The 21822-nt window shown below is 55.7% G+C and carries 20 protein-coding genes; 11 read left to right on the forward strand and 9 right to left on the reverse strand.

All coding sequences use genetic code 11. The features are described from left to right. Positions 1 to 34: 34 nt before the first annotated feature. Positions 35 to 2020 (reverse strand): ligand-gated channel protein, encoded by a 1986-nt coding sequence (locus tag IM265_RS16885; protein ID WP_028013864.1) that lies wholly within the window; start codon positions 2018 to 2020, stop codon positions 35 to 37. Between the two features lie 267 nt (positions 2021 to 2287). Continuing rightward, on the reverse strand, positions 2288 to 3115 hold the full coding sequence (gene fghA / locus IM265_RS16890; protein ID WP_193030468.1) for an S-formylglutathione hydrolase: 828 nt from the start codon (positions 3113 to 3115) through the stop codon (positions 2288 to 2290). A gap of 138 nt (positions 3116 to 3253) precedes the next feature. Between fghA and IM265_RS16895 the strand changes: the two genes are divergently transcribed. The 7 genes from IM265_RS16895 to mglC all read left to right on the forward strand — a co-directional run bounded on the left by IM265_RS16895 (position 3254) and on the right by mglC (position 11445). Continuing rightward, positions 3254 to 4402, forward strand: a complete 1149-nt coding sequence (locus tag IM265_RS16895; RefSeq protein WP_193030470.1) for a YbfB/YjiJ family MFS transporter — start codon at positions 3254 to 3256, stop codon at positions 4400 to 4402. Positions 4403 to 4504: 102 nt separating this feature from the next. After that, a complete protein-coding gene (gene folE / locus IM265_RS16900) occupies positions 4505 to 5173 on the forward strand; it encodes a GTP cyclohydrolase I FolE (RefSeq protein ID WP_023330924.1) in 669 nt (222 codons plus the stop codon). A gap of 18 nt (positions 5174 to 5191) precedes the next feature. Next, on the forward strand, positions 5192 to 6349 hold the full coding sequence (gene yeiB / locus IM265_RS16905) for a DUF418 domain-containing protein YeiB (RefSeq protein WP_045259731.1): 1158 nt from the start codon (positions 5192 to 5194) through the stop codon (positions 6347 to 6349). A 155-nt stretch (positions 6350 to 6504) separates the two neighbouring features. After that, a complete protein-coding gene (gene galS, locus IM265_RS16910) occupies positions 6505 to 7527 on the forward strand; it encodes an HTH-type transcriptional regulator GalS (protein WP_048960194.1) in 1023 nt (340 codons plus the stop codon). Positions 7528 to 7820: 293 nt separating this feature from the next. After that, a complete protein-coding gene (gene mglB, locus IM265_RS16915; RefSeq protein WP_008500923.1) occupies positions 7821 to 8819 on the forward strand; it encodes a galactose/glucose ABC transporter substrate-binding protein MglB in 999 nt (332 codons plus the stop codon). A 79-nt stretch (positions 8820 to 8898) separates the two neighbouring features. Then, positions 8899 to 10419: a galactose/methyl galactoside ABC transporter ATP-binding protein MglA gene (gene mglA, locus IM265_RS16920; RefSeq protein ID WP_028013859.1), complete on the forward strand. Its 1521-nt coding sequence runs from the start codon at positions 8899 to 8901 to the stop codon at positions 10417 to 10419. A gap of 15 nt (positions 10420 to 10434) precedes the next feature. After that, entirely contained in the window at positions 10435 to 11445 is a 1011-nt protein-coding gene (mglC, locus tag IM265_RS16925; RefSeq protein ID WP_013097952.1) for a galactose/methyl galactoside ABC transporter permease MglC, read from the forward strand. Positions 11446 to 11494: 49 nt separating this feature from the next. On the opposite strand, the gene IM265_RS16930 is transcribed toward mglC, so the two are convergent. The 6 genes from IM265_RS16930 to IM265_RS16955 all read right to left on the reverse strand — a co-directional run bounded on the left by IM265_RS16930 (position 11495) and on the right by IM265_RS16955 (position 16847). Continuing rightward, positions 11495 to 12883, reverse strand: a complete 1389-nt coding sequence (locus IM265_RS16930) for a glutamine synthetase family protein (RefSeq protein WP_193030543.1) — start codon at positions 12881 to 12883, stop codon at positions 11495 to 11497. A gap of 121 nt (positions 12884 to 13004) precedes the next feature. After that, the gene (gene sanA / locus IM265_RS16935; protein ID WP_028013857.1) at positions 13005 to 13724 is read right to left on the reverse strand and encodes an outer membrane permeability protein SanA; all 720 of its coding nucleotides are present in this window, start codon (positions 13722 to 13724) and stop codon (positions 13005 to 13007) included. A gap of 126 nt (positions 13725 to 13850) precedes the next feature. Next, positions 13851 to 14735 carry a cytidine deaminase gene (cdd, locus tag IM265_RS16940; protein WP_028013856.1) on the reverse strand — a complete coding sequence of 295 codons (885 nt, stop codon included), beginning with the start codon at positions 14733 to 14735 and terminating at the stop codon, positions 13851 to 13853. 129 nt (positions 14736 to 14864) lie between these two features. Next, complete coding sequence (locus IM265_RS16945; RefSeq protein ID WP_041909023.1) at positions 14865 to 15560, reverse strand: CidB/LrgB family autolysis modulator; 696 nt, start codon at positions 15558 to 15560, stop codon at positions 14865 to 14867. Beyond that, complete coding sequence (locus IM265_RS16950; RefSeq protein WP_045629863.1) at positions 15557 to 15952, reverse strand: CidA/LrgA family protein; 396 nt, start codon at positions 15950 to 15952, stop codon at positions 15557 to 15559. The genes IM265_RS16945 and IM265_RS16950 overlap by 4 nt, the downstream gene beginning before the upstream one ends. Positions 15953 to 16142: 190 nt before the next feature. Continuing rightward, a complete protein-coding gene (locus IM265_RS16955; protein WP_193030472.1) occupies positions 16143 to 16847 on the reverse strand; it encodes a type 1 glutamine amidotransferase in 705 nt (234 codons plus the stop codon). A 59-nt stretch (positions 16848 to 16906) separates the two neighbouring features. Here IM265_RS16955 and IM265_RS16960 point away from each other — a divergent pair, with 59 nt between their 5' ends. The 4 genes from IM265_RS16960 (at position 16907) to IM265_RS16975 (ending at position 21064) form a co-directional block, all read left to right on the forward strand. Then, positions 16907 to 17704, forward strand: coding sequence for a helix-turn-helix domain-containing protein (locus IM265_RS16960; RefSeq protein ID WP_045259735.1), 798 nt, complete (start codon positions 16907 to 16909; stop codon positions 17702 to 17704). A gap of 41 nt (positions 17705 to 17745) precedes the next feature. After that, a complete protein-coding gene (gene dusC / locus IM265_RS16965) occupies positions 17746 to 18678 on the forward strand; it encodes a tRNA dihydrouridine(16) synthase DusC (RefSeq protein ID WP_193030474.1) in 933 nt (310 codons plus the stop codon). Between the two features lie 152 nt (positions 18679 to 18830). After that, positions 18831 to 20249 (forward strand): multidrug resistance outer membrane protein MdtQ, encoded by a 1419-nt coding sequence (gene mdtQ, locus IM265_RS16970; RefSeq protein ID WP_193030476.1) that lies wholly within the window; start codon positions 18831 to 18833, stop codon positions 20247 to 20249. Positions 20250 to 20299: 50 nt separating this feature from the next. After that, entirely contained in the window at positions 20300 to 21064 is a 765-nt protein-coding gene (locus IM265_RS16975) for an SDR family oxidoreductase (protein ID WP_100169965.1), read from the forward strand. 44 nt (positions 21065 to 21108) lie between these two features. Here IM265_RS16975 and IM265_RS16980 read toward each other — a convergent pair whose 3' ends face one another. Beyond that, positions 21109 to 21681: a DedA family protein gene (locus IM265_RS16980; protein ID WP_028013848.1), complete on the reverse strand. Its 573-nt coding sequence runs from the start codon at positions 21679 to 21681 to the stop codon at positions 21109 to 21111. Between the last annotated feature and the right edge of the window lie 141 nt (positions 21682 to 21822).

The raw sequence follows: 21822 nt of genomic DNA on the forward strand, positions 1-21822 counted from the left end.
CCCGCTCAACCGAGCGGGCTTTTTTATGGGCAGATCAGAAGCTGTAGGTCATGCCAACCGTATAGCGACGCCCGTCCAGCACGGTGTCATACGTGTCGTAGTCAATCTGCTTATCCAGCACGTTATACACACCGGCGGTAACCAGCAGGTTTTTGTTCGCGTTGTAGCGCAGACCGACATCAACCTGAGTGTAGGACGGTGTGCCCTGGGACATTGACGTGCGGCTCAGGTACTCAGACGTTTTACCGCGAAGGTTCAGACGGCTCCAGAAACCTACGTCGGGCGTCGCCTGCCAGTCCAGGGTGGTGTTGAACATGTGCTTCGGCATCTTGTTCAGCGGCTTGCCTGAGAACTGACCGCTCTTCTGCTCAGATTCGGTATAGGTATAGTTTGCGGTCCAGTTTACATCGCGCGAGATTTTCCAGCCGAAGGAGGACTCCACGCCGCGCATGTTGGCTTTGTCCACGTTAACGCGGTCGCTCACGAAATCATAGCTGTGATCGCCAATCGTACAGGCGGGATCGGCGCTGCTGTTACAGCGGCGAACTTCCGTAATCTTGTCCTTGAAGTCGGTATTAAACAGCGTCACGCCGGCATTCAGGTTATCGTTGTTATCCCAGAGCAGGGCGAGCTCTTCGCTCAGGCTCTTCTCTGGTTTCAGATCCGGGTTGCCAACGATGATACCGTCAAGACGGCCGCCACCCGTTACCTGGCCCCAACTGGCAGACGACTGCCGCAGATCCGGCGCACGATAGCCAGCCGAAACCCCGCCTTTCAACGTCCAGTGATCGGCCAGGTGCCATACGCCGTAACCGCGCGGCGTCCAGTTCGTCCCGTAGTTTTGGTCTTTGTCCATACGCAGGCCGCCGGTCAATGTAAAGCTTTCCGTCATTGACCATTCATCTTCGGCAAACAGGGCCCAGCTCCAGCGCGTCAGTTTGTTCAGGCCGTCCGCAGCTTCCAGCTGATTGCCCTCGTCGCGCAGTTTCTCATACCGATACTGCCCGCCGAGGGTCAACGTATGATCGCCGAGGAAAATCTGGTTCTGGTTGTTGAAGGTGGTGTTATACGAGCGCATTTTGCGACCTGGATTATTGGTCTCTTCCTGCTGGATATAGCTGGTGGTATTGAAGTCGTCGTAATACCCGCTGTGGGTTAAGGAGTAAGTTGTGTGCTCATAGCGTGAGTCGCTTTTAGTATTTGGCTTACAGGTCGTTCCCCGGCAGGTTTCAGCCGCTTTCGACATCCCTGGCGTGCTGTTTCTGTCCTGAAGCTCGCGAGCAAAATCAAGATCGAAATCGTTCTTCTCATCCGGGGTGAAGTTCAGGGTAATGCCACCGTTACGCATTTTCTGCTCGTTATACCCGTTCACGATTTTATCTTCGGCGCGGCGTGACAACAGCCCCGTCACTTTTGCGCCAAGCAGACCGTCAATCAGGGGACCAGAAGCGTAGGCGTTGGTCTGGAAGATATCGCCGGAATCATGGTTTTCCTGGAAGGTTGCATCGCCGTGCAACGAACCGGTCCAGGCTTTAGTGTTTGAGACTTTTTTGGTAATGACGTTGATGACGCCACCCATCGCATCGGAGCCGTAAAGTGAGGACATCGGGCCGCGGATAACCTCAATGCGCTCAATGGACTCCAGCGGCGGCAGCCAGCCTTGTTCAATACCCGAGTTGTCGCTGTTTGGGCGGGTGCTTCGCGTACTGACGCGTTTGCCGTTCACGAGGAACAAGGTGTACTGAGATGCCATGCCGCGAATGCTGATATCACTGCTACTCCCGCCGCCGGTGACGACCACGCCCGGGACGTCTCTCAGGGCATCGGTAACATCACGGTAGGCTTTATCTTCAATCTGCTGTTTCGAAATAACAGAGATGGAGGCAGGGGCATTCTGGATCTTTTGTTCAAAACCCGTCGCGGTGACGACAACGGTGTCCTGATCGGCTGCGTGAACGAGAGGGGTGAATGTGGCAGCGCCAACGGCGACGGCCAGGAGCTTAATGCGGGGTATTGTCATTTGTACATTCCGTATAAAAATGAATAAAACTCCATCGGGATAACCCTGAGAACTGTATGTTTTTGTCTTTTAAGAACTCTTTAAGATGGAGAAGAGCCTGGAATTGTACAAAAGAATGAAGAATTGTAAACACAAATGATAATTGAAATCATTTGTGTTTGAAGGAGGTGAAAGGAAACCAGCCTGGATTCAAGCGGATAGAACTATGTAAATGAGGGGAGGGGAAAGGCCCGGTATGCAGGAGGCTACCGGGCAAAAAGGCTGAACTTACCTGAACAGATGTTCCGCATGGAAGCGGAGATGATCTTCAATAAAGGACGCCATAAAGTAATAGCTGTGATCGTATCCCGCCTGAATGCGCAGCGTCAGCGGCCAGTCCTTCTGGCGCGCCGCTTCAGCCAGAACCGCAGGCTGTAACTGTCCGGCGAGAAACTGATCCGCATCACCCTGGTCGATAAGCATCGGAATCGCATCTTCCGTCCGGCTTGCCAGCATCAGCGCGCAGCTGTCCCATTCCTGCCATTTCTCTTCATCTTTACCCAGATAGTTTGTGAAAGCTTTTTGTCCCCACGGCACCTGCGTTGGGTTCACAATCGGCGCGAACGCAGAGACGCTGGTGTATTTCCCCGGGTTTTTCAGCGCCATGATTAACGCCCCGTGCCCGCCCATGGAGTGCCCGCTGATGGCGCAGCGGTCGCTCACCGTAAATTCGGCCTTAATCAGCGCTGGCAGCTCGTCGCGAATGTAGTCATACATGCGGTAATGGCTCGCCCACGGCTGCTCGGTGGCGTTGAGATAAAATCCGGCACCTTTGCCCAGATCGTACCCGGCATCGTCCGTCACATCATCGCCGCGCGGGCTGGTGTCGGGCATCACCAGCGCAATGCCCAGCTCGGCCGCAATACGCTGCGCGCCCGCTTTGGTGGTGAAGTTTTCGTCATTACACGTCAGGCCTGAAAGCCAGAACAGAACCGGCGGATTTTCCGTCGGCGGCAGGAAAATGCTGAACGTCATGGCGCAGTTCAGCGTGGTGGAGTCGTGCCGCCAGCGCTGCTGTCGACCTTCAAAACAACGGTGCTCTTCGAGCAGTTCCATGCAGGGCTCCTTAATGAGAATAGCTATTCATTAGAGCCATAATACAGCGTTTTCATTTACCTGTGAGCAACTTTCACTTTCGCGGAACGGCGAGATGCTGCATCATAAATTTACTTTTCTTTAACAATTGGAGCGGTCATGGCGCTGCGTATTGCGCTTAGTGGGTTTGTCGTTCTGGTGGTGGCGATGGGGATAGGGCGCTTCGCCTTTACGCCTCAGGTGCCACTGATGATTGCCGCCGGGCAACTCACGCTCACCAGCGCAGGTCTGGTGGCGGCGATGAATTATCTGGGCTATCTGGTGGGCGCGTGGGATGCCATGCGGGCGCACCGCTTTGTTGAAACGCGACTCTGGCTTGGCATCACCGGTGCGGTTGCGCTGACCCTGCTCTCCGCCGCCGCGGATAACGCGGTTGTGCACGGCCTGCTGCGCTTTGTGATTGGCTGCATGAGCGGCTGGTCAATGGTGCTGATTGCCGCCTGGAGCAACGAGCGGCTGGGGCAGTTGGGTAAACCGGGGCTCAGCGCTGCCGTGTTTGCCGGTCCTGGCGCGGGCATCGCCCTGAGCGGCCTGCTCGCGGTCTATATTCAGGCTAAATCCCTTTCGGCCGGTGCGGCGTGGCAAATCTACGGCGTGCTGGCGCTGGTATTGGTCGCGCTGGTGGCGCGCTATCTGCCGCGTTCCGGACAGCTTCATCGACCCGGCAGCGCGCCAGAGCCGCTGTTGCTGACGACGGATCTCAAGCGCCTGGTCTGGAGCTACAGCCTGGCGGGATTTGGCTATATCCTTCCGGCGACCTTCCTTTCGCAAATGGCGGCGGTGCGTTTTCCCGGCAGCCTGTTTGCCCAGTTTGTCTGGCCGATTTTTGGTGCCGCGGCCGTGGTGGGGATTGCGCTCAGCATTCTTTTGCGCCACACCTCAACGGCTAACCGCAGGCTGGCGATAGTGCTGTGGTTACAGGGGGCGGGCGTGCTGGCGGCCTGGCTGCTGCCGGGCATTGGCGGCTTGCTGACGGGCGGGCTGCTGGTCGGCGGCGGGTTCCTCTGCGCGGTGCAGCTCTCTCTTTTATACGGCCGCGAACTGGCACCGAACCACACGCGCTATATGGCGGGGCTGCTCACCACCGGGTATGCCATCGGGCAATTGGTGGGGCCGGTGACCTCGGCGTTATCAACCTGGCTAACCCACCGGCTGGAGCCTGCGCTGGGGCTGGCTGGCGTTGCGCTGTTTGTCGCAGGTACCCTGGTCTGGAATCGCCACGCTGAAAGGCAACAGCAATTGCAATAATTATCGTCGTGAATACTGGATTATGTGCGTCGCCTCACGCACAATGAGCGCATACTTTTGCCACAACGAGGGCGAAAGACGCCACACCTGCAGGAGAACAAAATGTCATCACTCAGTAAAGAAGCTGCCCTGGTCCACGAAGCCCTGCTCGCGCGCGGTCTTGAAACGCCACTGCGTCCGCCCGTTCAGGATATGGACAATGAAACCCGTAAAAGTCTGATTTCCGGGCATATGACCGAGATCATGCAACTGCTGAATCTCGATCTGAGCGATGACAGCCTGATGGAGACGCCCAAGCGTATCGCGAAAATGTACGTTGATGAAATTTTCTCCGGACTGGATTACGCCAACTTCCCGAAAATTACCGTCATCGAAAACAAGATGAAGGTGGATGAGATGGTGACGGTCCGTGATATTACGCTGACCAGCACCTGCGAGCACCATTTCGTGACCATCGACGGTAAAGCGACCGTGGCGTATATCCCGAAAGACACGGTGATTGGCCTGTCGAAGATCAACCGTATTGTGCAGTTCTTCGCGCAGCGTCCGCAGGTTCAGGAGCGTCTGACGCAGCAGATCCTGATCGCGCTGCAAACGCTGCTGGGTACCAATAACGTGGCGGTCTCTATTGATGCGGTGCACTACTGCGTGAAAGCGCGCGGCGTGCGTGATGCGACCAGCGCGACCACCACCACCTCGCTGGGCGGCCTGTTTAAATCGAGCCAGAACACCCGCCAGGAGTTCCTGCGCGCCGTGCGTCACCACAACTAATCAGACAGGGCAGGGACCATGGAGCGAAACGTCACGCTCGATTTTGTTCGCGGCGTCGCCATTCTGGGTATCCTGCTGCTGAATATCAGCGCCTTCGGTCTGCCGAAGGCCGCTTACCTCAATCCCGCCTGGTACGGCGACATCACCCGCAGTGATGCCTGGACGTGGGCGATCCTCGACCTGTTTGCCCAGGTTAAATTCCTCACGCTGTTTGCGCTGCTGTTTGGCGCGGGCCTGCAGCTTCTGCTCAAACGCGGCACGCGCTGGATCCAGTCGCGCTTAACGCTGCTGGCAATTCTCGGCTTTATCCACGGCCTGTTCTTCTGGGATGGTGATATTCTTCTCGCTTATGGGTTAGTCGGGCTAATCTGCTGGCGGCTGATTCGCGACGCGCACAGCGTGAAAAGCCTGTTTAACACCGGCGTGATGCTCTATCTCATGGGACTCGGCGTACTGCTTTTGCTGGGGCTGATCTCCGGTGACGCCACAAACCGTTCCTGGATCCCGGACGCCGCTAACCTCCAGTACGAGCAGTACTGGAAGCTGAAGGGCGGTACGGAAGCGATAAGCAACCGTGCGGATATGCTGGGCGACAATCTGCTTGCCCTGGGGGCGCAATACGGCTGGCAGCTGGCGGGCATGATGCTGATGGGCGCGTCACTGATGCGCACCGGCTGGCTGAAAGGGGAATTCAGCCTGCGTCACTACCGCCGCACCGGCGCGGGGCTGGTTCTGCTGGGCGTGCTGATTAACCTTCCGGCGGTGATGGCGCAGTGGCACCTTCACTGGGATTACCGCTGGTGCGCGTTCCTGCTGCAGGCGCCGCGTGAATTGAGCGCGCCGTTCCAGACCATCGGTTATGCGGCGCTGATCTATGGTTTCTGGCCGCAGCTTTCTCGCCTGTGGATCGTCAGCGCCGTAGCCTGCGTTGGGCGGATGGCGTTAAGTAATTACCTCCTGCAGACGCTGATCTGCACCACGATTTTCTATCGCTTTGGCCTGTTTATGAAATTCGACCGCCTCGGACTACTGGCGTTTGTTATTCCGGTCTGGATAGTAAACCTGGCGTTTTCTGTCATCTGGCTGCGTTATTTCCGCCAGGGACCGCTGGAGTGGGTGTGGCGTCAGTTAACCGCACATGCTTCGGGGGTATCATTGAGTAATACATCCAGATAACGATCTGGATCACAATCATTAACAAAACGGATGTAAGCGTTTTCATGAGTGTGAGCTTCTTCACGTAGTCCCCTTTCTCTCGCTGCCAAAATAGCCACCTTGCTAAACACAGGGGGTGTCTGTGAGTTGCTGCAATTCTTTGAAGGATGGTGAATATGATCACCATTCGTGACGTCGCCCGTCTGGCGGGCGTTTCTGTGGCTACCGTCTCCCGCGTGCTGAACAACAGCGCGCTGGTCAGCCCTGAAACCCGTGAAACCGTAATGAAAGCCGTGACTCAACTCGGGTACCGGCCAAATGCCAACGCGCAGGCGCTGGCAACACAGGTCAGCGATACCATCGGCGTGGTGGTAATGGATGTCTCGGATGCCTTTTTCGGTGCGCTGGTGAAAGCGGTCGATGTGGTCGCCCAGCAGCATCAGAAATACGTGCTGATTGGCAACAGCTATCACGAGGCGGAAAAGGAGCGTTATGCCATTGAAGTACTGATCCGTCAGCGCTGCAACGCCCTGATTGTTCACTCAAAAGCCTTAAGCGATGAAGAGCTGGTCGGGTTTATGGAGCAGATCCCGGGCATGGTGTTGATCAACCGCATCGTCCCGGGCTATGCCCACCGCTGTGTCGGGCTGGATAACGTCAGCGGCGCCATGATGGCCACCAAAATGCTCATCAATAACGGTCATCAGCGGATCGGCTATCTGGCCTCCAGCCATCACATTGAAGATGACGAGCTGCGGCGTGAGGGGTGGCAAAACGCCCTGAAAGAGCACGGTATTACGCCATCAGAAAGCTGGATTGGCACCGGCACGCCGGATATGCAGGGCGGTGAGGCGGCAATGGTGGAACTGCTGGGCCGCAATCTGCAGCTTTCTGCCGTGTTTGCCTATAACGACAGCATGGCGGCAGGTGCGCTGACTGCGCTGAAGGATAACGGCATTGCGGTGCCACAGCATTTGTCATTGATTGGTTTCGATGATATTCCGATTGCCCGTTACACCGACCCGCAGCTGACTACGGTGCGCTATCCCATTGCTTCTATGGCAAAACTGGCGACCGAGCTGGCGCTACAGGGAGCGGCAGGGCTGCTGGATCCGGGGGCGACTCACTGCTTCATGCCGACGCTGGTGCGTCGTCATTCCGTCGCCGCCCGGCAAATTGTGGTTCCGATCACTAACTGATTACACCAGGTGATGTAACCGTTTTCAATCTGTGAGTAAATTCACAGTATCTTAACAAGGCGCTGACTATGATGTCAGCGTTTTAGGGGCTGAAACGCTATGTAACGGTGATTATTCGCTTTCACCATAGCCAATGTGCCGCAAACAACGAATAAAACGCATTTCTGGAGCGTTACCGACCACGGAAGATAGAAATTTTATAAGTGAACGTCGGCTGTCAGTAACGTTTTATTAACACCTGCCTGCCGATCGTTATTCACAAGAACTACCCTGCATAAAAAACCGGAGATACCATGAATAAGAAGGTGTTGACCCTGTCTGCTGTAATGGCAAGCATGCTTTTTGGTGCAGCAGCGCACGCTGCGGATACCCGTATTGGTGTGACCATCTATAAATACGACGACAACTTCATGTCTGTTGTACGTAAAGCAATTGAGAAAGATGCGAAAGCAGCGCCAGACGTACAGCTGCTGATGAATGACTCCCAGAACGACCAGTCCAAACAGAACGATCAGATCGACGTTCTGCTGGCTAAAGGCGTTAAGGCCCTGGCGATCAACCTGGTTGACCCGGCTGCAGCAGGCACGGTTATTGAGAAAGCGCGCGGCCAGAACGTGCCAATCGTCTTCTTCAACAAAGAACCTTCCCGTAAAGCGCTGGACAGCTATGACAAAGCGTATTACGTCGGTACTGACTCTAAAGAGTCCGGCATTATTCAGGGCGATCTGATCGCGAAGCACTGGGCGGCGAACCCGAACTGGGACCTGAACAAAGACGGTCAGATCCAGTTCGTGCTGCTGAAAGGTGAGCCTGGCCACCCGGATGCTGAAGCGCGTACCACCTATGTTATCAAAGAGCTGAACGACAAGGGTCTGAAAACCCAGCAGCTGGCGTTAGATACCGCGATGTGGGACACCGCTCAGGCGAAAGATAAGATGGACGCGTGGCTGTCTGGCCCGAACGCGAACAAAATCGAAGTGGTCATTGCCAACAACGATGCGATGGCAATGGGTGCGGTTGAAGCGCTGAAAGCCCACAATAAATCGTCCATCCCGGTATTTGGCGTGGATGCCCTGCCGGAAGCGCTGGCGCTGGTTAAATCTGGCGCGATGGCCGGTACCGTTCTGAACGATGCCAACAACCAGGCGAAAGCGACCTTCGATCTGGCGAAAAACCTTGCCGACGGTAAAGGCGCGGCGGATGGCACCAACTGGAAAATTGACAACAAAATCGTTCGCGTGCCTTACGTGGGCGTAGACCAGTCCAACCTGGCTGAGTTTATCGGTAAATAAGATCTTTGTTTTGTCTTCACTGGGCGCAATTCGTTGCGCCCTTTTATAACGCGATATGCGAGGCCAACAAGGTATAATTATGGTCAGCACAACTACTCAGTCGTCCGGTGAATACTTGTTGGAAATGACAGGCGTCAACAAGTCCTTCCCCGGTGTTAAGGCACTCGATAATGTTAATTTAAAAGTCCGTCCTCACTCTATTCATGCATTAATGGGGGAGAACGGTGCGGGTAAATCAACGTTATTAAAATGTCTTTTTGGGATCTATCAAAAAGATTCTGGCAGCATTCTTTTTCAGGGGAAAGAGATCGATTTCCATTCAGCGAAAGAAGCGCTGGAAAACGGTATCTCGATGGTTCACCAGGAATTAAACCTGGTACTGCAACGCTCGGTAATGGATAACATGTGGTTGGGACGTTACCCAACTAAAGGTGTGTTTGTCGATCAGGATAAAATGTATCGCGACACCAAAGCGATTTTCGATGAGCTGGATATTGATATCGATCCGCGCGCCCGCGTGGGGACATTATCCGTTTCCCAGATGCAGATGATCGAAATTGCCAAAGCGTTCTCCTATGATGCGAAAATCGTCATCATGGATGAACCTACCTCGTCATTAACGGAAAAAGAGGTTAATCACCTTTTTACCATTATTCGTAAGCTGAAAGAGCGCGGCTGCGGCATTGTGTACATCTCGCACAAAATGGAAGAGATCTTCCAGCTGTGTGATGAAATTACCATCCTGCGCGACGGCCAGTGGATTGCCACGCAGCCGCTTGAAGGGCTGGACATGGACAAGATCATCGCCATGATGGTCGGCCGTTCCCTGAACCAGCGCTTCCCGGACAAAGAGAACAAGCCAGGTGAAGTAATCCTGGAAGTGCGCAATCTGACCTCGCTGCGCCAGCCGTCCATCCGCGATGTTTCTTTCGACCTTCACAAAGGCGAAATTCTTGGCATTGCTGGCCTGGTAGGGGCAAAGCGTACCGACATCGTGGAAACCCTGTTTGGCATCCGCGAGAAGGCCGACGGCACCATCACGCTGCACGGGAAGAAAATTAACAACCATAATGCCAACGAAGCCATTAATAACGGTTTTGCGCTGGTGACGGAAGAACGTCGTTCGACCGGTATTTATGCTTATCTGGATATTAACTTTAACTCGTTAATCTCTAATATTCGCAATTACAAAAACAAAGTCGGGCTGCTGGATAACTCCCGCATGAAGAGCGATACCCAGTGGGTAATTGACTCCATGCGCGTGAAAACGCCTGGCCACCGTACCCAAATCGGTTCGCTTTCCGGTGGTAACCAGCAAAAAGTTATTATTGGCCGTTGGTTATTAACCCAGCCAGAAATTCTGATGCTGGATGAACCGACCCGCGGTATTGACGTCGGCGCGAAGTTTGAAATTTATCAGCTGATTGCCGAGCTGGCGAAAAAGAATAAAGGGATCATTATTATTTCTTCCGAAATGCCGGAACTGTTAGGGATCACGGACCGTATTCTGGTTATGAGCAATGGTCTCGTTGCCGGTATTGTTGACACCAAAACGACAACGCAAAACGAAATTTTGCGTCTTGCGTCTTTGCACCTTTAAGATCAGGGGCTCCTCATGAGTGCGTTAAATAAAAAAAGTTTTCTCACTTACCTGAAAGAAGGCGGTATTTACGTTGTTCTTTTAGTCCTGCTGGCCATTATTATTTTCCAGGACCCTACGTTCTTAAGCCTGCTGAACCTGAGTAATATTCTGACCCAGTCCTCCGTGCGTATCATCATTGCGCTGGGCGTGGCGGGCCTTATCGTCACCCAGGGGACGGACCTTTCTGCCGGTCGTCAGGTCGGCCTGGCGGCGGTTATTGCGGCAACCCTGCTGCAGTCGATGGAAAACGCCAACAAGGTGTTCCCGGAGATGGCGACCATGCCGATTTTCGTGGTGATCCTGATTGTCTGCGCCATCGGGGCGGTGATTGGCCTGATCAACGGTATTATCATCGCTTACCTGAACGTGACGCCATTTATCACTACGCTGGGTACGATGATCATCGTTTATGGTATCAACTCCCTGTACTACGACTTTGTGGGCGCGTCGCCGATTTCGGGCTTTGACAGCGGCTTCTCCACCTTCACGCAGGGGTTTATCGCGCTGGGCAGCTTCCGCCTGTCGTACATTACCTTCTATGCGCTGATTGCGGTGGCGTTCGTCTGGATCCTGTGGAACAAAACGCGCTTCGGTAAAAACATCTTCGCTATCGGCGGTAACCCGGAAGCGGCGAAAGTGTCCGGGGTAAACGTTGCCCTGAACCTGCTGATGATTTACGCGCTGTCCGGTGTGTTCTACGCCTTCGGCGGGATGCTTGAAGCAGGCCGTATCGGCTCCGCAACGAACAACCTTGGCTTCATGTACGAGCTGGATGCGATTGCGGCCTGCGTGGTCGGCGGCGTCTCCTTCAGCGGCGGGGTGGGTACCGTGCTCGGCGTGGTCACCGGTGTGATCATCTTTACCGTCATCAACTACGGTTTGACCTACATCGGCGTGAACCCGTACTGGCAGTACATCATCAAGGGCGCCATCATTATCTTCGCGGTGGCGCTGGATTCACTGAAGTACGCCCGTAAGAAGTAATCGTCACTCGCCATACCCGGCCCGCTCACCGAGCGGGCTTTTTTATGGCCTATGCCAGATGGGACTCTTCTTGCGTCACAATGCGCTCAAACCACTCGAGTTCAGAAAGCTTGCAGGCGACCCACTGTTCGGAAAAGGCGTCGCCCAGGCTGTCGGTGAGATACTGACAGCGGGCGAAGGCCTCAATTGCCTCCTGCTGGAACAGCGGGAGTTCCGGTTGGCCCTGCTGCGGCTCCGGGAGTTCCCCCTCGTCGATATGTTCCAGCCCGTACAGCATGCCGGTCAGGATTGTGGCCGCCACCAGATACGGATTCGCATCGGCTCCGGCCAGTCGGTACTCGATACGACGGTTGCTCTCTTCCGAGCAGGGAATGCGCAGGGCAGCGGAGCGGGTGTTATAGCCCCACGAGTTAAAGACGGGTTCCGTCAGGTTTTTTCGCAGGCGACGAAACGCGTTGACCCCCGGCGCAAGAATGGCGACGGAGGCGGGCATCAGCGCCAGCTGGCCCGCGATGCACAAGCGCATCATGCTGCTCAGCGCGTTCACCGGCGAGGCAAAAACGTTCTCGCCACGGCTGTTGTTCAGGCTGAAATGGATGTGCAAACCGCTGCCGGAGAGCTGGCTGAAGGGCTTAGCCATAAAGTTAGCCTGAAGACCGTGCTTTTCAGCGACATAGCGGGTCAGGCGGCGCAGGGCCAGCACGTTATCACAGACCTCTACGACGCGCTGGCTGTGCTTCAGGTTTAATTCGTACTGTCCGGACTCGGCTTCCGCTACCACCCCTGACAGCGGGATGCGCTGAAGGTGCGCCAGCTGTTCCAGCTCGTCAAAAAGCGCCGCGTGCGCCGACGAGGTGTCCATGTGAAAACAGCCCTGATTTTGCGGATCGCGATCGCCCTGTCCCGTCAGGTAAAACTCGATTTCCGGGGCAATGACCGGGAAAAGGCCGTGCTGGTGGAAGCGGGCCACGACGTTCTGCAGTATCGCGCGTGGCTCAAGCGGGCAGGGGTTACCGTCGCCGTCCTTCATCGTCAGCAGGATCTGCGCGGTATGCTCCGCATCCTGCGGACAGGGACGCAGAGAACCGGCGACCGGGACGCACAGCCGGTCGGGTTCATCATAAAGCGGGGCGGCGATTTTTCCCTTCTGATCCATGGAGTAGACGGAAAGCGGAAAATAACAGCCTTTTTCCAGACTCAGCATGCTCTCCACCGTGAGGCGCTTGCCGCGCATCGTGCCGTTGATATCGTTCAGGTAAACGTCAACGTGTTTCGTGTGCGGGTAGCGTTCCAGATAGTCGGCCACTTCCACGGCAATATTGTGCTGCAGGGCGTCAATTTTTTCATCCAGCCAGAGACCAGAATTAAGTGCGCCGGGGAGTGATAATCCGGGAAAGTTAAAGTAAGGGCGGAGACTTTTGAGGAAAAACGCATTCATTATCGAGTTCATAGTCATTCTTCAATGAAGCCGTAGCGGCAGTGAACTCAGGTTAAAAGAGCTGGCGTAAAGGGGGGATAAAAAGCGTCAGTGCCGGCGTAAAGAAAGTATAAAGGCAGGCCTACTTTTTCTCTTTTTTCTGCATATCCAGCAGCTGCTCTGGCGTCACCGCCGGGTAACCTTGCGCGTCTTCCGGCACTTCATGCATCGCCGGAATGGGCACCAGCGGGCCTAAAAAGCGCGGTTCGCGTTTGAAGATATAGAGATCGGCCAGGGCGCCAAAGCGGGCACCAAACTCGCGGACGCGCACGCTCAGCATATCTTTTGGCGACGGCACCGCATAGCACTGCGCCTGAATGCCCATATGCAGGGCGATAAACAGCGCGCGCTCGCAGTGGAAGCGCTGGGTGATGATGATGAAGTCGTTGGTATCAAAGACTTTGCGCGTGCGCACGATGGAGTCGAGGGTGCGGAACCCGGCGTAATCGAGCACGATATCGGCAGGGTCCACGCCCGCGGCAATCAAATCCTTCCGCATCGTCACCGGCTCGTTATAGCTTTGCAGCGCGTTATCGCCGCTCAGCAGCAGGTAGTTTACCTTGCCGCTGTTGTAGGCGTTCAGCGCGCCCTGAATGCGGTAGCGATAATACTGGTTGATCACCCCTGTGCGGTAATACTTGGCGGTGCCGAGCACCACGCCCACCTGACGGTAGGGGAGATCCTGCAGGTCATCAAAGATGTAGGGGGCCGTTTTCCAGCTCATCCAGCGGTCGAGACCCAGCACGATAAACAGCAGTATGCCGACCAGGACAGAAAGGCTGTAAAAAACGCGCTTTAACATGAAGATGGCTCGTTCGTGGATGAAATTTAACTCAGGCTACTTTACCCGCCTGGTTAGCGCAAGAAACAGCGACTCAACTGAGGGGTTTTTCAGCAACGTGGCGGACATTTCTGTCCGCCGGAAGGTTTACGCCAGCAGGACGCGGTCGATCGTCGTGCAGCCTAACGCCTTGAGCGTTGCGGCGGTGGCATCCCACTGAATCAGCGGCGCATCGGCCTTTTCGGCCAGAACGGCACGCTGAATGTCCGGATAATCGTAGCCGTTCAGGCTCAGCAGGTTGAGTGCGCCCTGCAGCGGCGGCAGCGTTGGGTTAAACGCGGCGTTTTCCGCATAGCTGCCGGTGAAGATACGGCCATCGCGGCACTGCAGTGCCACGCCGCTCGGGGAGTTGCTGTACGGGGTGTGGCTCTTGTTCGCCGCGCGTATGGCCGCCTGGTTCAGGTCATCGCCGGACAGGGCGAAACCGTGATCCTGCTCGTCCATCAGCAGCGTTTTAATCTCAAGATCTTTCGGGCCGAAGGCGTCAGGCAGGTAATCGCCCAGCGTGTGCGGCGCGCGGCCCGGCAGGTTAATGCGCAGCTGCAGCCCGCTGTTCAGCTCGTTCATAAACTGGCGGCAGTGGCCGCATGGGGTGTAGTTTACGGTGATGGCGCTCAGGGCTTTCTCACCGCGCAGCCAGGCGTGGCTGATGGCGCTCTGCTCGGCGTGAACGGTCTGCTGCATGGTTGCGCCGAGGAACTCCATGTTCCCGCCGAAGTACCAGGTTCCGCTGACGCCGCGCGCGATGGCGCCGACGTTGAAGTGGGAAAGATCGGCCCGGGCGCAGGCGGCAGCCAGGGGCAGCAGTGCGAAAGCCAGCGCGTCTTCATCCAGCCCGGTTGCCTGTTTAAGCACCGTGACCTGCTCCGCCGTCAGCAGGGCGGGGAAATGTGCATCTGCCAGAACGGGAGCCAGGGCTGACTGCAAATTCTCTGCAAGCTGAGCGAAGGCAGCTTGAAAACGTGGGTGCATGGCGTTTGCCTCATAAAGGTTAATGGATCGGTAGTTTACGGAGCCGTAAGGCCTTTATATGTGATCCACATCTCATTATGTATGCAACTTATGAAATCAAAATGAAATTTGCGCGACGCATCGCAAATTTTAGCCCATCACCGCCAGAATCAGCGGGAAAATGAACGGGGCGAGCAGGGAGGTGATAATCCCGCAGATCACCAGCGCAAGCGAGCTAAACGCCCCTTCCTGATAGTCCAGTTCCGCGCAGCGTGCGGTACCCAGCGCGTGCGAGGCGGTGCCCATCGACAGCCCGCGCGCCGCTTTGGTGTGAATACGCATCCCGTTCAGCAGAGTGTGGCCAAACACCGCGCCGAGAATACCGACGAAAATCACGCACATCGCGCTGATGGCCGGAATACCGCCGAGGCTGCCGCCTACCGCCATCGCGATAGGCGTGGTCACTGATTTAGGCAGGATAGAGGCGGCAATTTGCGGGGAGGCCCCCATCAACAGCGCCACCGACGTGCCGGTAATCATCGCCACCAGGCTTCCCACAAAACAGATAGTAATGATGGACTTCCACCGTGCGCGGATCTGGTGCAGCTGCTCATATAAAGGAAAGGCAAGCGCGACAACGGCGGGCTGCAGGAGGTCGTTTAAAATTTTGCTGCCTGCAAAGTAACGCTCATAAGGAATGCCGGTGAGCAGCAGGAAGGGAATAATCACCACCATCGCCACCAGCAGGGGGTTCAGCAAGGGCATTTTAAATCGTGCGGCAAGCTTGCGCGCGGCGAAGAATACCAGCAGGGTTAACGGCAGTGACCACCAGATATTAGCCATCATTTTTTTGTTTTCTCCCCGACCACGTTGCGTTCGCCATGTACCAGATGAGAACTCCAGCTCACCACCAGGAAAACCACCAGCGTACTGACCGCGCAGGAAACGACAATCGGGCCGAACTGCGCCTTGAGCAAATCAAAATACTGCATGACGCCCACGCCGATAGGCACGAAAAGCAGCGCCATATAGCGAATGAGTACGAAGCAGCCTGGATTGACCCACTTTGCAGGCAGAATTTGCAGCGCCAGTAAAACGAAGAGGATCAGCATACCGATAATGCTGCCGGGAATGGTGATGGGCAGCAGCGACGCGATGAAAATGCCGGCATACAGGCAGGCGTAAATCAGGACGAATGCGCGCAGATATTGCCAGATAATGTTCAATGATTTGCTCATGGTGATAGTCCTTGCTGAAACGCATTCATCATACAATTAAACCTAAAAATGTGCCACGGATCACATCATGAATTTTGAGCATACCAGACATTCCGGAATGGAACGTCCGGTATCACCTTACTGGTGCAGGCTACAGTTTAGAGGAAAGGGATTGCGCTGGCGAAGTCACGCGCCAGAGAAGGCATCAGCGTCAGGCGGTCAGTTTATCGAGAAAAGAAAACAGCACCAGGTTCATTTCGCGATAATCATGCGAGCGGAGTTTTTCCGCCGTTTCGACAAAACGGAATTCACCCGCACGGCGGAGGTCATTCTGCGAATGCTCAATCAGCAACTCTACCACCTCCGGCGTCAGCTCCATATGGCACTGGAAACCGTAAACCCGTTCGCTGTATTGCACGATCTGGCGGGGACAGCCCTCGCTGTAAGCCAGAACCTTAGCCTGCGGCGTCAACCCAGGCATATCGTTATGCCAGTGACCGACGTTCAGCACGCTGCCAAAGTCCTCAAACAGCGGGTTCGCCTTGCCTGCATCTGTGAGCCTGACGGGAAATTTGCCGATCTCTTTTTCCGGACTGTGGCAAAACGCTGCACCCAGCGCTTCGCCGATAAGCTGTGAGCCCAGACAAACGCCTATCACCGTTTTACCTGCCTCTATCGCGCGGCTGATGAGTGCCTTTTCCGCCTGCGCATCAAACCAGGGGCATTCCGCGAGCGTGGTAGCGGGGGATTGCGGGCCTCCCATGATGATAAGCAGGTCTGTGCCCCCCAGTTCCTCAGGTAAAGGTTCGCCCTGATACACTCTGGTGTAGCTCAGACTGCAGCCGCGGCTTTTCCCCCAGATTTCATAGGCGCCTGGCGCCTCGAAATGTTCATGAATAATAAAATGGATGTGCATTGCGTCTCTCTCTGGTTACGTGTACAAGCAGCATCATAAGAGGAAGGGGGGAATGTGAAATGCCAACCGTTATCGATAAAACGCCAATTCACGACGATGCTATCGGATGGTCAAGAGGGGCAATTCGCTATACGCGCGGCGAAGTCGATCCGCCTCACCAGCATTCGCAGGGACAACTTTTGTTTGCCATTAAGGGGGTTATGCTGGTTGAAACCGGCAGCAAACGCTGGGTCATACCGCCGCAGCGCGCGCTGTGGATCCCTCCCTTTCAGGAGCATACCTACAGCGTGTTATCCGCAACGGAGCTTCGAGCGGTCTGGTTTAGCCCGGCACTGATTTCGCAATGCGAACCTTTTAAGCGGAAAGACGAGGTTCACGTGATTATGGCCACAGCGTTGTTCAAAGAGCTGATTGCCGGGCTGTTCAGCGCGGAATACCGGCCGGCAAGCCAGCGCAGCATGGCCGTTTTGCTGCTCGACATCCTCAGCGAGACGCAGCAGATTTCTGCCGAACTGCCGATGCCCGTGGATGAGCGCTTACATCGCGTGGCCTGTGACATCATTGCCAACAATCTCTGGGATCTCTCTCTGGAAAGGCTGGCGGAACGGGCCGCGATGTCTGAACGCACATTTTCACGTGCGTTTATCAACGATACCGGCTTTAGCTTCCGGGCCTGGCGACAGCGCGCAAGGATTTGTGCCTCGCTGGATCTCCTCGCCAACGGATACCCGGTTAAGCAGGTGGCCTGGATGCTGGGGTTTTCCGGCCCGGCGGCATTTGCGGCGGCGTTTCGCGCTATTGTTGGGGCAACGCCGGGTGACTTTCTGCCTGAACAGAAGCGCTTCCCAGCGATATAGAGAGCGGCTACTATAGCGCGTCTTTTTTCACAGGTACTGCTATGCGTGTTTTACTGGCCCCAATGGAAGGCGTACTCGACTCCCTCGTGCGCGAGCTTCTGACCGAGGTGAACGATTACGATCTCTGCGTAACGGAGTTTTTACGCGTGGTCGATATGTTGCTGCCAGAAAAGTCATTCTATCGTCTCTGCCCTGAACTGTATCGCCAGAGCCGGACCCCTTCCGGCACGCTGGTGCGTATTCAGCTGCTTGGCCAGTATCCTGAATGGCTGGCGGAAAACGCCGCCCGCGCGGTAGCGCTTGGCTCTTACGGGGTGGATCTTAACTGCGGCTGCCCGTCGAAGCTGGTAAACGGCAGCGGCGGCGGGGCGACGTTGCTGAAAGATCCTGAGCTGATTTACCGCGGCGCGAAAGCCATGCGTGAGGCCGTGCCCTCGCATTTGCCGGTGACGGTTAAGGTGCGCCTGGGGTGGGACAGCGACGCCCGACAGTTTGAAATTGCCGATGCGGTGCAGCAGGCCGGGGCCACCGAGCTGGTGGTGCATGGCCGCACTAAAGAAGACGGCTACAAAGCCGAGCGCATTAACTGGCAGTCGATTGGTGAGATCCGCAAACGACTTACTATTCCGGTGATCGCCAACGGCGAAATCTGGGATTACGAGAGCGCGCAGGCGTGCCTGAAAGCCACCGGCTGCGATGCGGTGATGATTGGCCGCGGCGCGCTGAACGTGCCGAACCTCAGCCGGGTGGTGAAATATAACGAGCCGCGGATGCCATGGGCAGACGTGGTGACGCTGCTGCAAAAATACAGCCGTCTGGAGAAGCAGGGCGACACCGGTTTGTATCACGTCGCGCGAATTAAACAGTGGCTGAGTTATTTACGCAAAGAGTACAGCGAAGCGCTGGGATTATTTCAGGAGATCCGCACGCTGCAAACGTCGGCTGATATTGCGCGGGTTATACAGTCAAAATAATCGGCACTTATATTTAAAAATAAATAATTCACTCGGTGAATATTTTGCCGAGTATGTAAGTGTATGACAATTTGCGGATTGCCACGCGTTACTAAAAAATAGCGCGTCATCAAGCGTAAGTTGCGCCTTTATTTTTTTGAGTGCATGGCGTAATGAAACGTTTTCTTATTTTATCTCTGAGTGCTCCCCTTGTTTTTATGCTGGCTGCCTGCGCACCGGAACATTCCACGGTGTCGCCAATTCAAACGCAAGCGACAGCCGCGTCCGTTAATACCCAACTTCGTCATGCGGACTGGCCGAAAAATGAATGGTGGAAAGAATATAACGACCCGCAGTTAAATTCGCTTATTGCCAAAGCCATAGCGGATGCGCCCGATATGCAAATTGCCCGGCAGCGCATTACGCTTGCCGAAGCGCAGGCCAGAGCCGCTATCGCAGCCGATGGCCCACAAATGGATTTTTCAGCGGATGTTGAACGGCAAAAAATGTCGGCAGAGGGGCTGATGGGGCCGTTTGCCCTTACCGACCCGGCGGCGGGCACCACCGGACCATGGTATACCAACGGCACCTTTGGCCTGACGGCGGGCTGGGATCTCGATCTGTGGGGAAAAAACCGCGCCCGGATTGCAGCGCGTATCGGTAAAGTGAATGCGCAAAAAGCGGAGCTGGAGCAGACCCGTCAGCTGCTTTCAACCAGCGTTGCGCGTCTTTACTGGGCGTGGCAGACCCAGGCCGAAGCAGGGGAAGTTCTTACCCGGATTAAACAGGAGCAGGAAAATATTATCGACGCCGATCGCGAACTGTATCAGCACGGTATTACCTCCTCGGTGGAGGGCGTCGAAACCGATATACACGCCAGTAAGACTAATGAACAGCTGGCCGACGTAAAGGGCAAAATGAAGGCCATTGAAGCGCGTCTGGATGCGCTGACCGGCACCCCGGCAACACACCTTACGCGCCACCCGTTGCCTGCAGCAGAAGCCTCGCTACCGTCAACGCTGGGATATGAACTGCTGGCACGCCGTCCGGATCTGCAGGAGGCGCACTGGTATATCGAAGCCTCTATGAGCGAGGTGGACGCCGCCCGAGCGGCGTTCTATCCTGACGTGAACCTGATGGCGTTCTTACAGCAGGATGCCCTGCACCTGAGCGATCTGTTCCGCTCTTCAGCCCAGCAGATGGGCGTGACTGCCGGACTGACGCTGCCGATCTTCGACAGCGGCAGGCTGAACGCTAATCTGGATATCGCCCAGGCGCAGAATAACCTCTCGGTCGCGAACTACAACAAAGCGGTGGTGGAGGCGGTCAATCAGGTGGCGCGTACGGCAAGTGAAGTTGAAACCCTGACGGCAAAAAATCGTCACCAGCAGCAGATCGAAAAAGACGCGGCGCGCGTGGTGGCGCTGGCGCAGGCGCGTTTTAGCGCAGGTATTATTGCCGGTTCGCGGGTCAGCGAAGCCAGAATCCCGGCACTGAAAGAGCATCTCGAAGGCGTCATGTTGAAAGGCCAGTATCTCGACGCCACGCTGCAGCTGACGTCAGCGCTGGGCGGCGGCTATCATCATGGCTAAACAGGGCCATTATCTATACTTACCTCTTTGCAGTTTTTCAGGAGGTGAGTATGAACAGAGTAGCGATTGTAACCGCATCGGATTCCGGGATCGGTAAAACCACGGCGCTGATGCTGGCAGAGCGCGGGTTTGATATTGGCGTCACCTGGCATTCTGATGAAAAAGGGGCGCTGGAAACTTGCCGTGAAGTTGAAGCGCGTGGGCAGCGTGCAGAGGCTATCCATCTTGATTTAAGCACGCTCCCGGACGGCGCTGATGCTATTGAAACGCTGATTGCACGTTTCGGCCGGCTGGACGTGCTGGTTAACAATGCCGGAGCGATGACCAAAGCGCCATTTCTTGAGATGGCGTTTGACGACTGGCGGAACATTTTTACCGTCGACGTGGACGGCGCGTTTCTCTGCTCGCAGATTGCGGCACGGCAGATGGTGAAGCAGGGGGAAGGGGGGCGGATTGTGAACATCACCTCGGTGCATGAGCACACGCCGCTGCCTGATGCCAGCGCTTACACGGCTGCGAAACATGCGCTCGGCGGCTTAACCAAATCGATGGCGATGGAGCTGGTGAAGCACAAGATTCTGGTGAACGCCGTCGCGCCGGGGGCCATTGCCACTCCGATGAACGATATGGACGACAGCGAAGTGAAGGAAGGGTCAATGCCGGAAATCCCGCTGGCAAGGCCGGGCCACACCAAAGAAATCGCCAGCCTGGTGGCGTGGCTGTGTGACAGCGACGCCAGCTATACCACAGGGCAATCGTTTATCGTCGACGGGGGCTTTATGCTGGCGAACCCGCAGTTTAAGCCGGAAGGGTGACAGGTTTCCCCTCTCCCCAAAGGGGTGAGGGGCACCAGGCTGACTCACTCCTCATCCCGCTTCTTCTCTCTGTGCCGCATCCACAGCCTGACCCCAATCACCGCCACAACCACCAGAATCAACCACGCCCAGTGCTTCAGGTGTTGGTCAAGGTTATGCAGCCACGGGCCAATCACCTCGCCACCCACGTAACCAAGCGTCGTGAAGATCAGCGCCCAGGCTATCGCGCCAACAATATTCAGCGGCAGGAAAATTTTTGGCGGCAGGCGGCTGGCACCAATCAGTATCGGCCCGATGATCCTGAAGCCGTACATAAAGCGGGTGCCTATGACGAACAGATAAGGGTGACGCTGGATCAGGCGCTGCGCGCGGTTGATTTTCTTTTTGTGTTTAACGAAACGCTTGAGCAGCGTCGGGCCAAAGCGCAGCCCCAGGAAGTAGAGCAGCTGATCGCCAATCATGCCGCCCAGCGCGACCGCAGCGACGACCAGCGGAAACTTCAGTAAGCCCTGATGCGCGGCGACGCCGCCCAGCAGCGTGATGGTTTCACCTTCCGCCACGCTGCCGATGACCAGCGCGGCATATCCATATTGTTCAATGAGTGCGTTAATATCCATTACGTAACGGTTATCTCCCTCTGCGTTCCTCGTTTAATCATATACCTCATGAATCAACCGCGCGGCAATCAACGGAAATTTCCCACTGTACATAAAATAATCTAAAGCCTGCATTATACTTAAGGTATCGCTGACGGGCCG

Source organism: Enterobacter cloacae complex sp. P17RS, assembly GCF_014895885.1.
GTDB lineage: Bacteria > Pseudomonadota > Gammaproteobacteria > Enterobacterales > Enterobacteriaceae > Enterobacter > Enterobacter bugandensis.